Raw genomic sequence first — 12,168 nt, forward strand, 5'->3', positions numbered from 1 at the left:
TCTTGCACGCGATCCGAAGGCTAGCGGGCCCTCCGGCGGGCGGCAAGAGCCTGTGGCAGCGCCTCGTCCGCCGGCGATGCCTTGGGACGATCCCGGAGTGGGATGACGTTGGTCCTGACCGGATCGGGTGCGACAGTCGACCGGGTCACCTGCCCTTCATCACCACCAAGAAATTCAAGACCAAAATAAATCCAGTCTTTACGAAAAAAGCCTCCGGTTCCGAAATATCCCTCCCAGGCCCTGAGAATTGCTCCGATCGCCTCGATATTCCGGATGGATCCCATGAGATCGTCCCTCCTTTCGAAGGGGATTCACTAGTCCATCTCTATGTCATACAAATGACAGTTCTCACGAAATCTGGGATGCAGATTGGGAATGCATGGAAAAGTGCTGGATCCGCCGTTGCGAATCCAGCGCTTCGGCCGCAGCGACCTACCCGTTTCCGACGAATGTCGAGAGCAGCCGGTTCACCTCCGCCGCCGCTTCCATATGGACCATGTGGCCCTTGCCGTCGAAGCGGTGCACCGGGATCGCGGCTGGCAGCCCGTCGGCATGGGCGGCCGGCACGATGGCGTCGGCGGTGCCCCAGATCACCTGGATCGGCACCGTCGCGCCGCCCAGCCGGTCGCGCATCACCAACGCCTGGCGGCCGCCGGGGAAAATGGCGCCGGCGATCGTCTTCAGCGCCGCCTCGACACCGTCCAGGCGCTTGTACTTCAGCACGTCCTCGACCAGGTCGCGGGTGACCAACTCGGGGTCGGTGAACAGCGCCTCGAGCCAGGGCTTCAGGTCCTTGCGCTTCTGCGCGCCGATGAAGCCGTCGATGTAGCCGCCATTGATCTCCGCCCCGAGCCCGGCCGAGGAGATCAGCGTCGCCGAGGCCACCCGGCTGGGTGCGTCGAGCGCCGTGGCCAAAGCGACGGCGCCGCCCATGGAATGGCCCACCAGATGCGCCTTGGCGATGCCGGCCGCGTCGAGATAAGCCAGTACCGCCGCGGACAGCGTGGCGATATCGCCCGCCCCGACATCCTTGCCCGAGCCGCCATGGCCCGGCAGGTCGATGGCGTGGACCGGGCGGCCGGTCAGCGCCGGTTGGGTGAACAGCCAGTTGTTGAGGTCGCCGCCGAAGCCGTGGATCAGCACTATGGGCGTGCCGTCGCCCTCGCCCGTCACCAGGGTCCGGACCGGCCGGCCGCCGACCTGGATCACCTTGGGCTCGGGCGGCGGGGCGGCGCTTTCGGCCGCGGCTGCCGCCTCGGCCTGGAAGGCGGCGATGAAGCGGTCGAGCTCGGCATCGTCGATCTCGCCCTCGACCACGACTCCGAGCAAAGCGCCGACCGGCAGGGTCTGGCCTTCCTCAGCCACCCGCCGGCGCAGTGTGCCGGCGACCGTCGATTCCAGCGCGTTGGTGATCTTGCTGGTCTCGATGTCGACGATCTCGGTGCCCGGCTCGATCCGCGCCCCTTCCTCCGCCGTCCAGGCGGCGAGCAGGCCCTCGGTCATCGCCAGGCCCCATTTCGGCATGGTGATCGGGTGGATCGTCCCGGTCATTCCGCGGCCTCCCGCCGGTCCGGCGCGCCCATCACCGCGCGCACCGCCGCCGCCACCTTTTCGGCGTTGGGGATGTACAGGTCCTCCAGCCCCGCCGCGAAGGGCACCGGCACATGCGGCGGCGACACCATCTTGATCGGCGCCTTCAAGGCACCGAAGGCCTGGTCGGCCACCTGGGCCGAGATGTCGGTGGCGATGTTGCAGCGCGGGCTGGCCTCGTCCACCACCACCAGCCGTCCGGTCTCCTCGACGCTCTCCAGGATCGTGTCCAGGTCGAGCGGCGAGGTCGTGCGCGGGTCGATGATGGTGCAGTCGACGCCTTCCTTGGCCAGCGCCTCGGCCGCCGCCTTGGCCATCTGCACCATGCGGCCGATGGCGACGATGGTGACGTCCTCGCCCTCGCGCACCAGGTTCGCCTCGCCGAATGGGATGGTGTAGGGCTCGTCCGGCACCTCCTCCTCCATGTCGTACATCACCTTGTGCTCGAAGAAGATCACCGGGTCGTCATCGCGGATCGCCTGGATCAGCAGGCCCTTCGCCTCATAGGGCGAGGACGGGATGACGCATTTCAGCCCGGGGATGTGGGTGAACACCGGGTACAGGCACTGGCTGTGCTGGGCCGCGGCGCGGAAGCCGGCGCCGTACATGGTGCGGATGGTCAGCGGCGTCACCGCCTTGCCGCCGAACATGTAGCGGAACTTGGCGGCCTGGTTGAAGATCTGGTCGAAGCAGACGCCCATGAAGTCGACGAACATCAGCTCGGCGACGGGGCGCAGCCCGCTCGCCGCCGCGCCGGCGGCGGCGCCGATGAAGGCGCTCTCGGTGATCGGCGTGTCGAGCACCCGATTGGGCCCGAACTCCTTGTACAGGCCCTTGGTGACGCCCAGCGGCCCGCCCCAGGCGTCCTGCTCGCCCGGCGAGCCGGAGCCGCCGGAAACGTCCTCGCCCATCAGGATCACCCGCGGGTCGCGCCGCATCTCCTGCGCCAGCGCCTCGTTGACCGCCTGGCGGAAGCTCTTCCTGCTCATGCCCTGCCCCCTTCAGTACGAGACATAGACGTCGGTGAGGAGATCGGCCGGACCCGGCACCGCGGCGGCCTTGGCGTCGACCACGGCGCGGTCGATCGCCTGCCTGATCTCGGCGTCGATGGCCTCCATCTGCGCGATGTCCAGCAGCCCGGCCTCGGTGACCCGGTTGCGGAACAGGTCGATGCTGTCGCGCTCGGCCCGGATGGCCTCGACCTCGCCGGGGGCGCGATAGGTCTGGGCGTCGCCCTCGAAATGGCCGTAATAGCGGTTCAGCTTGACCTCGATCAGGGTCGGCCCGCCGCCGGACCGGGCGCGGTCGATCGCCTCGCGCGCGGCCTCCCACACCGCGAAGAAGTCGTGGCCGTCGACCATGACCCCCGGCATGCCGAAACCCTGGGCGCGCTCGACGATGTCCTTGCAACTGACCGAATACTTGCTCGAGGTCGCCTCGGCATAGCCGTTGTTCTCGAACACGAAGATCGCCGGCAGTTTCCACACCGTGGCCAGGTTCAGCGCCTCGCAGGTGGTGCCTTGGTTCGAGCCGCCGTCGCCGGTGAAGGACACGGCGACGCCGCCGGTGCCCAGCGTCTTGGCCGCCAGCGCGGCGCCGCAGATCAGCGGCGGGCCGCCGCCGACGATGCCGTTGGCGCCCATCATGCCCTTGGACAGGTCGGCGATGTGCATCGACCCGCCCTTGCCGCCGCACAGCCCGTCCTTGCGGCCGTAGATCTCCTTCATCATCGCCACCGGATCGCAATCCTTGGCGATGCAGTGGCCGTGGCCGCGATGCGTGCTGGCGATCGAATCGCGGTCGGTCAGGTGCAGGCAGACGCCGACGGCGCTGGCCTCCTCACCGGCATAGAGATGGACGAAACCCGGAATGTCCCCGGTGGCGAATTCGAGATGCACCCGGTCCTCGAATTCCCGGATCAGGCGCATCTGTCGATAGGCACGCAAAAGGTCGTCGCGACTCAACTGCATGGCCGTTCCTCCCGTTGCGGATCTTATGTCCGGCAATGAGCCTAACGCGCCGTGCTTCGGGTTGGGAACCCGCCGCGTACCGTCTACGCCTTTGGTCGAAGAAATCCTCTCCGGATCACTGGCCGTTCGGCCGGATCGTCAGCGCCACCCGCCGGTTCTCCTGCCGCCCCGCGGCCGTGACGTTGCTGGCGATCGGCTGTGCCTCGCCGACACCGCCGATATTGATCCGCGGCGGGTAGACCCCGCGCGAGGAGATGTAGTCGGCGACCGAGCGCGCCCGCGCCTCCGACAGCCGCTGGTTGTAGTCGGCAGAGCCGGTGTTGTCGGTGTGGCCGACCACGTCGATATAGGTGTTGGTGTACTGGTTCAGCGTCGTCGCGACGCTGTCGAGCGGGCCGTAGAACGCCGGCTTGATGGTCGCGGAATCGGTGGCGAAGGTGACATCGCCCGGGATGTCCACGACGAGGTTGTCGCCTTGGCGGGTGACGCCGATACCGGTGCCGGCGAGATTGCGCCGCAGATCGGCCTGTTGCCGGTCCATGTAGTTGCCGATGGCGCCGCCCGCGAGCGCGCCGATACCGGCGCCGATCAGGGCGCCCTCGCCGCGGTTGCCACCGCTGACCAGGGCGCCGATGCCGGCCCCGGCCAGGCCGCCGGCGGCGGCTCCGCCGATCGTGTTCGGCGCGCTGTCGAACTGGCAGGAGGCGAGCGACACGGCCAGGCCGGCCACGATCAGGCATTTCGGGAACCGCATGGCATCCTCTCTCGCAGGCAGAGGAGTGAGGATCGGCGCGAAATGCGGCTTCTTCAAGCCCCGGTCAGTTGCGCAGCACGATGCAGGCGCCGCCGGCCCGGCGCAGACGGGTGCAGAACTGGTTGCCCTCGGCCCGGCTCTGCGCCGGCACGCTGACCCGGTAGAAGCGCCGCGTGCCCATGCTGAGCATGCGGGTGCCGACGATCATCGGCTGGATCTCCGCCATCAGCTGCGGGAAGCGCCGGCGGACACGGTTGTAGGACGCCAGCGCCCGGCCCTTGGAGAAGTTGCCGGCGATCTGCACGTGCCAGGGCGCGGTCGGCGAGACCAGCTCGTCCCGGTCGGCTTCGGTCCGCAGCGCCGCCAGAAGCTCCAGGCAGGGCTTCGGGCTGCCGTCGAAGACGGGGACGCTGCCATCCGCCTTCGGCACCCAGTCATCGGCCGGGCGCTTGGTGACGAACAGCACGTAATCCTCGGTCTCCAGGGGCAGGAAGCCGCGGCCGCCGACCCAACTCTCGACCCGGTTCGGCCCGGCATTGTAGCCGGCGGCGGCGAGGCCGAGATTGCCGAACTCGTCGCGCAACTCGGCCAGGAAGGCAGCGGAGGCCGGCAGCGCCGTCTCCGGGTCGAACGGATCCGCCAGGTCGCGCATCTTGGCCGTGCCGGGCATGAACTGGGCCACGCCCTGTGCCCCCTTCGGGCTGACCGCGCGCGGCCGGAACCGGCTCTCCTTCCAGATCAGCCGGGTGAAGAACTCCAGCGGCAGGTTCTCGGCGGCGGCCGACTGCTCGATCAGCCGGCAGACCGCCTGCTCGACCGTCTCATCCTTGCCCTGCGCGGCAGCGGCCTCCGACGACAGCAGGGCGCAGGCGATCGCGATCCAGCCCAACGAACGCATGCGCATCCACACCATCGTCAAATCGGACACCGGCAATCCCGCAATGATATTGCGATTTGTAGCGGCCGTCGCCTCCGCCTTAAACCGATATTGACGGCATTCAATGCATTCGCTCAAAGTGGTCGGGATGTCAGACCAATTTTGATCAGCCGCCGATGTCCGCCCGCCTCCGCTCCTCCCTGTCGCCGATCCGCACGCCGACGCGTGACGAGGCGGCGTTGGCGGCCATCGCGGAGCATGTCGAGCGCGCCGGCATCCGGCCCGGCGAGCGGCTGCCGCCCGAGCGCGAGCTGGCGGAGCAGCTGCAGGTCAGCCGTTCCACCATCCGCGAGGCGCTGAAGCGCTGGGAGGGCCTCGGCATCGTCGAGATGCGCAAGGGCAGCGGCACCTATCTGAAAGTGCTGGTGTCGACCGCCAGCATCCACATGCCTCTGACCATCGACCGCGCCTCCGACGTCGCCACGCTGCTGCACACGCTGGAGGTGCGGCGGGCGCTGGAGGGCGAGGCCGCGGCGATCTGCGCCCGCCGGGCGACCGCCGAGCAGATCGCCGAGATCGGCCGCCGCCTCGACGTCATGGAGGCGCACCACACCAAATACGGCGACGCGCCGGAGCAGGACTGGGAGTTCCACCAGTCGATCTTCCGCGCCACCGAGAACCCGATCTTCGAGCAGATCCTGGCCAGCATGCGGGACGCCTTCCACCGGTTCTGGGAGAACCCGCTGGACATGCCGGACTTCGCCGGCCGCACCTTCCCCTATCACCGCGTGATGTATGACGCGATCGTCCGGCGCGACCCGGACGGCGCCCGCACCGCCGCGCTGACCATCATCGACATGGTCGATGAGGACATCCGAGACGCCGACCGCAGACGGACCCGATGACCGACGATTTCCCAGCCCCCGACGCCTACGCGGCCGCCACCACGCTGGCGCATGACGACAGCTTCCCGTCCGGCGCGGTGGTGCCGCCGATCTACCAGACCTCGCTGTTCACCTTCGCCAGCTATGCCGAGATGGAGGCGGCGTTCTCCGGCCAGGTGAAGCGCCCGGTCTATTCCCGCGGCGACAACCCGACGGTGCAGGAGTTCGAGCGCAAGGTGGCGGCGCTGGAAGGCGCCGAGGCGGCCCGCGGCACGGCCAGCGGCATGGCGGCGATCAGCGCCGCCGTGCTGAGCATCGCGGGGTCCGGCGACCGCATCCTGTGCACCCGCCATGTCTATGGCGACGCCTACCGCCTGTTCGAGAAGCTGCTGCCGCGGCTCGGCATCACCGTGGAATACGTCGATGCGAGCGATCCGGCCGCGGTCGAGGCGGCGCTTCCCGGGGCCAAGCTGCTGTATCTCGAGAACCCGACCTCGATGATGTTCGAGCTGCAGGAGATCGGGCGGCTGGCGGCCCTGGCCAAGGCGCAGGGCGTGGCCACGATCATCGACAATTCCTGGGCCACGCCGCTGTTCCAGCAGCCGATCCGGCATGGCGTCGACCTGGTTGTGCATTCGGCCTCGAAATACCTCTCGGGCCACAGCGACACCGTCGCCGGGGTGATCGCCGGGTCGGCCGAGCGCCTCGCCCGGGTCAACGACCTGACCCACCCCTATCTCGGCGGCAAGCTGTCGCCCTTCGAGGCCTGGCTCCTGGTCCGCGGCATGCGCACCCTGCCGCTCAGGATGCGCCAGCACCAGGAGAGCGGCCTGACCATCGCCCGCCGCCTGGCCGATCATCCGCTGGTCACGCGGGTGCTGCACCCGGCCTTCTCCAACCACCCCGGCGGCGCCACGCTGACCGGCCACAGCGGCCTGTTCTCCTTCGAGGTCGAGGAGCAGGTCGACGTGCCGCGCCTGGTCGACGCGCTGAAGCTGTTCAAGCTCGGCGTCAGCTGGGGCGGGCATGAGAGCCTGGTGGTTCCGGCCCGCGCCTCGCTGCGCCAGGCCCAGGGGCCGAACTCCATGGCCGATTTCGGGGTCACCCAGCGCATCGTCCGGCTCGCCGTCGGGCTGGAGGACACCGAAGACCTGTGGGCCGATCTCGAGCGCGCGCTCGCCGGCTCCGTGAACTGAACGTCGTTTTGCAAACAGGGAGGCAAAAATGAAACGTCTGTTGCTCCTGGCCGGTCTGGCCGCCATCGCCTTCACCGGCCCGGCGCTGGCCGACACCAACCTCAAGCTGGTCGAGGTCATCACCAGCCCGCAGCGCACCGAGTTCCTGAAAGGCCAGATCAGCAAGTTCGAGGCCGCCAACCCGGGGGTGAAGGTCGAAATCGTCTCGCTGCCCTGGGGCGAGGCGTTCGAAAAATTCCTGACCATGGTGCAGGCCGGCGAGACCCCGGACATCGCCGAGATGCCGGAGCGCTGGATGTCGCTCTACGCCAACAACGGCCAGCTCGAGGACCTCTCCGCCTACATCGCCAAATGGGACGAGGCCAAGACCCTGGGCGACCGGGCGGTGCAGTTCTCGAAGACCGTGAACGACACCCCCTACATGGTGCCCTACGGCTTCTATCTGCGCGGCCTGTATTGGAACAAGAAGCTGTTCCAGGAGGCGGGCGTCAAGGAGCCGCCGAAGACGCTCGACGAGTTCATGGACGTGTCGAAGAAGATCGCGGCGCTGGGCGGCGGCAAGACCGGCTACTGCCTGCGCGGCGGCAAGGGCGGCACCGGCGGCACCGCCTTCTTCATGCTGACCATGGACGGCAAGGGCAAGTTCTTCAACGACGACGGCACCTCGACGCTGGGCGACGCCGACGCGGCCAAGGGCATGCAGTTCCTGGTCGACCTGTACAAGGCCGGCGGCGCGCCGAAGGACGCCCTGAACTGGGGCTTCAACGAGACCGTCACCGGCTTCTACTCCGGCACCTGCGCGATGCTGGACAACGACCCCGACGCCATGATCGGCATCCTCGACCATATGAAGCCCGAGGATTTCGCGGTGGCGCCGATGCCGCTCGGGCCCGGCGGCCATGCCTATCCCTCGATCGGCTATGCCGGCTGGTCGATGTTCGCCAACAGCGAGCACAAGGAGGAGAGCTGGAAGCTGATGTCCTTCCTGCTCGACAGCGCCCAGAACAAGGAATGGGCCAAGTTCGTCGGCGTCCTGCCGATCCACAAGGGCGCCGAGCAGGACGAGCATTTCGCCGGCGAGCGCTATGCCGGCTGGTTCCAGGAGCTGAACGACCCGCGGTGGCAGCCGATCCCGTGGCCGGCCCATCTCGAGGAGTTCGGCTACTTCTTCGACGTGATGTCGGTGCAGAGCTTCCAGGAGGCCCTGCTGGGCCAGAAGCCGACGGCCGACGTGGCGAAGGACTGGTCGGACTACCTCACCGCCGCGCAGCAGAAGTTCCTGGCCAGCAAGAAGTGACGTCAACCGACCCGTCATCCCGTGCCGCGCTGCGCGGGATGACGGGTCGATACACAAGACGAGTCAGATGACCGTGACCCATGCGATCCCGGGCGCCCGCCCGGGATCTTTCCGCCGCGCGCTGGGCAATGCGCTGGAGCCCTGGCTCTATCTCAGCCCGGCCATCATCCTGCTGACGCTCAGCATGCTGGTGCCGCTGATCGTCGGGCTGTCCTATGCCTTCCAGAATTTCGGGCCGTTCGGGAAGCCGACCTGGATCGGGCTGAAGAACTTCGAGACGCTGCTTGGCGACCCGAACTTCTGGCGGGCGCTGAAGAACACCGTCTGGTGGACCGTCGGCAGCCTGGTGTTCCAGTTCTTCGGCGGGCTCGGCCTGGCCCTGCTGCTGAACCGGCCGTTCCGCGGCAAGCGCCTGGTCCAGGCGCTGGTGTTCCTGCCCTGGGCGGTGCCGACCTTCCTGTCCGGCCTGGTCTTCGCCTGGCTGTTCAACCCGGTGGTCGGGCCCCTGCCCTACTGGATGGCCGATCTCGGCCTGCTGCCGGAGCCGCTGAACATCCTGTCCGACCCGGACCTGGCGATGTGGGGCCCGATCCTGGCCAACATCTGGTTCGGCATCCCGTTCTTCGCCATCACCTTGCTGGCGGCGCTGCAGGCTATCCCGGGCGACTACTACGAGGCGGCGGCGATCGACGGCGCCGACGCCTGGCAGCGCTTCACCAGGATCACCATCCCGTTCCTGGCGCCGACCATCGCCATCACCGTGCTGCTGCGCACGATCTGGATCGCCACCTTCGCCGACCTGATCTGGGTGATGACCAATGGCGGCCCGGCCAACGCCACCAGCATCCTGTCGACCTACATCTTCGCCCAGGCCTTCTCCCGGCTGAACTTCGGCTATGCCTCGGCCGTGGCGACGGTGCTGCTGCTTCTCCTCCTGCTCTACGCCGCCATCCTGATCCGGATGCGCAAGAGCCTGCTCGCGGGGCAATGAGATGACCATCGTCGGACGCTCGCCCCTCGGCCGCCTCGCCGGCGGCACCGGCTTCTATCTCGGCATCGGCGCCTATCTGCTGTTCGCGCTGTTCCCGCTGTACTGGCTGATCAAGATCTCGGTCACCCCGACCCAGCTCCTGTTCTCCGAAGGCATTACCTTCTGGCCGTCGGAATGGACGCTGGCGAATTTCAGCTCGGTGCTGACCGCCAGCAACTTCCCGCGCTACTTCCTGAACAGCGTCATCGTCTCGATCGCCACGGCGGGGGTGGTCACCCTCTGCGCCTCGGCCTCCGGCTACGCCTTCTCGCGCTTCCGCTTCAAGGCCAAGCCGGCGGTGATGTTCGTGCTGCTGCTGACCCAGACCTTCCCGCTGGTGATGATCATCCCGCCGGTCTACCGGCTGATGGCGCCGCTGGGGCTGACCAATAACCTGATGGGGCTGATCGTCATCTACAGCGCCTTCAACGTCGCTTTCGCCACCTTCCTGATGCAGTCCTTCTTCGACGCCATCCCGAAGGACCTGGAGGAGGCGGCGATGATCGACGGCTGCAACCGCTTCCAGGCGCTGCGCCGGGTGATCCTGCCGCTGACCCTGCCAGGCATGGGCGCGACGCTGGGCTTCGTCTTCACCGCGGCCTGGAGCGAGTTGCTGTTCGCGCTGATGCTGATCAACTCCGACAGCCAGAAGACCTTCGCCGTCGGCCTCCTGACCTTCGTGGCCAAGTTCGGCGTCGACTGGGGCCAGATGACCGCGGCCTCGGTGCTGGCGCTGATCCCGGTCTGCATCTTCTTCGCCGTGATCCAGCGCTACCTGGTGCAGGGGCTGACCGCCGGCGCCGTGAAGGGTTGATCCGGCGCCCGAAACGGCGGAGCGTGTCGCCTCCACCGGAGGGAGTGATCATGCCGCGACACCATGTGCCCGCGTCGGCCGAGACCTGTGCCTGGGGCTATTTCGACGCCGCGCGGGAGCCGGTGCTGACGGTCGACAGCGGCGACACGGTGGTGATCGACACCGTGAACGGCGGGCCGGACGTGTTGCCGAAGGGCGATTTCCACATCCCGCCCGAGATCCACGAGATCCATCAGCGCTGCGACCGGTCGACGCCCGGCCACATCCTGACCGGCCCGGTCGCAGTCCGCGGCGCCCGGCCCGGCCAGGTGCTGGAGGTGCGGATCCTCGACGTCTCGCTGCGCCAGGACTGGGGCTACAACGTGATCCGGCCGCTGGCCGGCACCCTGCCCTATGACTTCGAGGAGTCGCGCCTCCTCAACATCCCGCTCGACGCGGAACGCGGCACCGCCCGGCTGCCCTGGGGGCTGGACCTGCCGCTCAGGCCCTTCTTCGGCGTCATGGGCGTCGCGCCGCCGAAGGGCTGGGGCCGGATCAGCTCGATCCAGCCGCGCGCCCATGCCGGCAACATCGACAACAAGGAGCTGGTGGCCGGCACCACGCTCTATCTGCCGGTGTTCAACGACGGCGCCCTGTTCTCCTGCGGCGACGGCCACGGCGCGCAAGGCGACGGCGAGGTCTGCGTCACCGCGATCGAGACGGCGCTGCAGGGCACCTTCCAGCTGATCGTCCGCGACGACCTGGACTTCGCCTATCCCCGCGCCGAGACCCCGACCCACCACATCACCATGGGGATGGACCCGGACCTCGACCGCTGCGCCGAGATGGCGCTGCGCGACATGATCGTGCTGCTGGGGGAGACCGCCGGGCTGTCGCGCCACGACGCCTACACCCTGTGCAGCCTGGTCGGAGACCTGCGGATCACCCAGACCGTGAACGGCTGCAAGGGCGTGCACATGATGATGGCGAAGGACCTGCTGGGCCGATGATGCGCCGACGCGAGGCGATGGGGCTCGCCGGGTCCGCCCTGCTGGCCCTGTCGGCAGGCCGGGCCGCCGCAGCGACGTTCGGCGACTGGGTGGACGGCGCCGACATCGCCGCCCGCTTCGTCGCCGCCGGCATCCCGGTGAAGAGCTACGCGATGGGCAGCACGTCGATGATGCCGACACTGGGCGATCAGGATGTCCTGCTGGCCGATCTGCGCACGGGCGGAACCATGCCCGGCCGCGGCGACATCATCGTCTTCCGTCCGCCTGGCCCGGACACGGTCTATGTCAAGCGGGTGATCGGGTTGCCGGGGGACCGGATCGCCCTGAAAGCCGGGCGGCTGGTCCTGAACGGCAAGGTGGTGGAACGGCGGCCGAAAGGGCAGGTTGAACTGGACCCGCCCCTGGGGCCGGCGCCGGTCTCGCTCTATGAGGAGGCGCTGAGCGGCGTCCGGCCCTACCAGATCGCTGAAATGTCCGATGCAGGGATGCTGGACGAGGCTCCCGAAACCGTGGTCCCGCCGGACGCTGTCTTCGTGCTCGGCGACAACCGGGATAACTCGATGGACAGCCGCGTGCCCGATATGGGCCCGACACCGGTCGCAAACACCATTGGCCGCGTCGCCTATCGGCTGCGGCCGAATTCCGGCTGGCTGGTGCCACCGGAGACGGTTCCCGGGCTCGGCTGAGCCCGGGAGCACGATCGTCAGTCGCGCGGCTGCGCGGTGGTGCGGAGATAGGGCTTCAGCGTCTTGAAGCCGGCCGGGAAT

The 12,168-nt window shown here is 68.2% G+C and carries 13 protein-coding genes; 7 read left to right on the forward strand and 6 right to left on the reverse strand.

Annotation, left to right across the window (positions count from 1 at the left end):
• Positions 1 to 20: 20 nt before the first annotated feature.
• The 6 genes from FFK22_RS07225 to FFK22_RS07250 form a co-directional block, all read right to left on the reverse strand.
• Positions 21 to 284 (reverse strand): hypothetical protein, encoded by a 264-nt coding sequence (locus tag FFK22_RS07225; RefSeq protein WP_138886101.1) that lies wholly within the window; start codon positions 282 to 284, stop codon positions 21 to 23.
• A 148-nt stretch (positions 285 to 432) separates the two neighbouring features.
• Positions 433 to 1,551: an acetoin dehydrogenase dihydrolipoyllysine-residue acetyltransferase subunit gene (locus tag FFK22_RS07230; RefSeq protein WP_138886100.1), complete on the reverse strand. Its 1,119-nt coding sequence runs from the start codon at positions 1,549 to 1,551 to the stop codon at positions 433 to 435.
• Positions 1,548 to 2,579 carry an alpha-ketoacid dehydrogenase subunit beta gene (locus FFK22_RS07235; RefSeq protein ID WP_138886099.1) on the reverse strand — a complete coding sequence of 344 codons (1,032 nt, stop codon included), beginning with the start codon at positions 2,577 to 2,579 and terminating at the stop codon, positions 1,548 to 1,550. Before FFK22_RS07235 ends, FFK22_RS07230 begins: the two co-directional genes overlap by 4 nt.
• Positions 2,580 to 2,591: 12 nt before the next feature.
• Positions 2,592 to 3,560, reverse strand: coding sequence for a thiamine pyrophosphate-dependent dehydrogenase E1 component subunit alpha (locus FFK22_RS07240; RefSeq protein WP_138886098.1), 969 nt, complete (start codon positions 3,558 to 3,560; stop codon positions 2,592 to 2,594).
• 115 nt (positions 3,561 to 3,675) lie between these two features.
• On the reverse strand, positions 3,676 to 4,314 hold the full coding sequence (locus FFK22_RS07245) for an OmpA family protein (protein WP_138886097.1): 639 nt from the start codon (positions 4,312 to 4,314) through the stop codon (positions 3,676 to 3,678).
• 64 nt (positions 4,315 to 4,378) lie between these two features.
• A complete protein-coding gene (locus FFK22_RS07250) occupies positions 4,379 to 5,218 on the reverse strand; it encodes a lytic transglycosylase domain-containing protein (protein ID WP_221938451.1) in 840 nt (279 codons plus the stop codon).
• A 149-nt stretch (positions 5,219 to 5,367) separates the two neighbouring features.
• On the opposite strand from FFK22_RS07250, the gene FFK22_RS07255 reads away from it, so the two are divergent.
• From FFK22_RS07255 to lepB, 7 genes are all read left to right on the forward strand, one after another.
• A complete protein-coding gene (locus tag FFK22_RS07255; protein WP_138886096.1) occupies positions 5,368 to 6,096 on the forward strand; it encodes a FadR/GntR family transcriptional regulator in 729 nt (242 codons plus the stop codon).
• Positions 6,093 to 7,271, forward strand: coding sequence for a PLP-dependent transferase (locus tag FFK22_RS07260; RefSeq protein ID WP_138886095.1), 1,179 nt, complete (start codon positions 6,093 to 6,095; stop codon positions 7,269 to 7,271). The genes FFK22_RS07255 and FFK22_RS07260 overlap by 4 nt, the downstream gene beginning before the upstream one ends.
• A 28-nt stretch (positions 7,272 to 7,299) precedes the next feature.
• The gene (locus tag FFK22_RS07265) at positions 7,300 to 8,568 is read left to right on the forward strand and encodes a sugar ABC transporter substrate-binding protein (RefSeq protein WP_138886094.1); all 1,269 of its coding nucleotides are present in this window, start codon (positions 7,300 to 7,302) and stop codon (positions 8,566 to 8,568) included.
• Positions 8,569 to 8,635: 67 nt separating this feature from the next.
• Complete coding sequence (locus FFK22_RS07270; protein ID WP_138886093.1) at positions 8,636 to 9,559, forward strand: carbohydrate ABC transporter permease; 924 nt, start codon at positions 8,636 to 8,638, stop codon at positions 9,557 to 9,559.
• Between the two features lies 1 nt (position 9,560).
• A complete protein-coding gene (locus FFK22_RS07275) occupies positions 9,561 to 10,412 on the forward strand; it encodes a carbohydrate ABC transporter permease (RefSeq protein WP_138886092.1) in 852 nt (283 codons plus the stop codon).
• 50 nt (positions 10,413 to 10,462) lie between these two features.
• A complete protein-coding gene (locus FFK22_RS07280; RefSeq protein ID WP_138886091.1) occupies positions 10,463 to 11,401 on the forward strand; it encodes an acetamidase/formamidase family protein in 939 nt (312 codons plus the stop codon).
• Positions 11,402 to 11,418: 17 nt separating this feature from the next.
• Positions 11,419 to 12,087 carry a signal peptidase I gene (gene lepB / locus FFK22_RS07285; protein ID WP_186002350.1) on the forward strand — a complete coding sequence of 223 codons (669 nt, stop codon included), beginning with the start codon at positions 11,419 to 11,421 and terminating at the stop codon, positions 12,085 to 12,087.
• The last annotated feature ends 81 nt before the right edge of the window (positions 12,088 to 12,168 follow it).

This window comes from Mycobacterium sp. KBS0706 (genome assembly GCF_005938675.2).
In the GTDB taxonomy this organism is placed as follows: Bacteria; Pseudomonadota; Alphaproteobacteria; order DSM-16000; family Inquilinaceae; genus Inquilinus.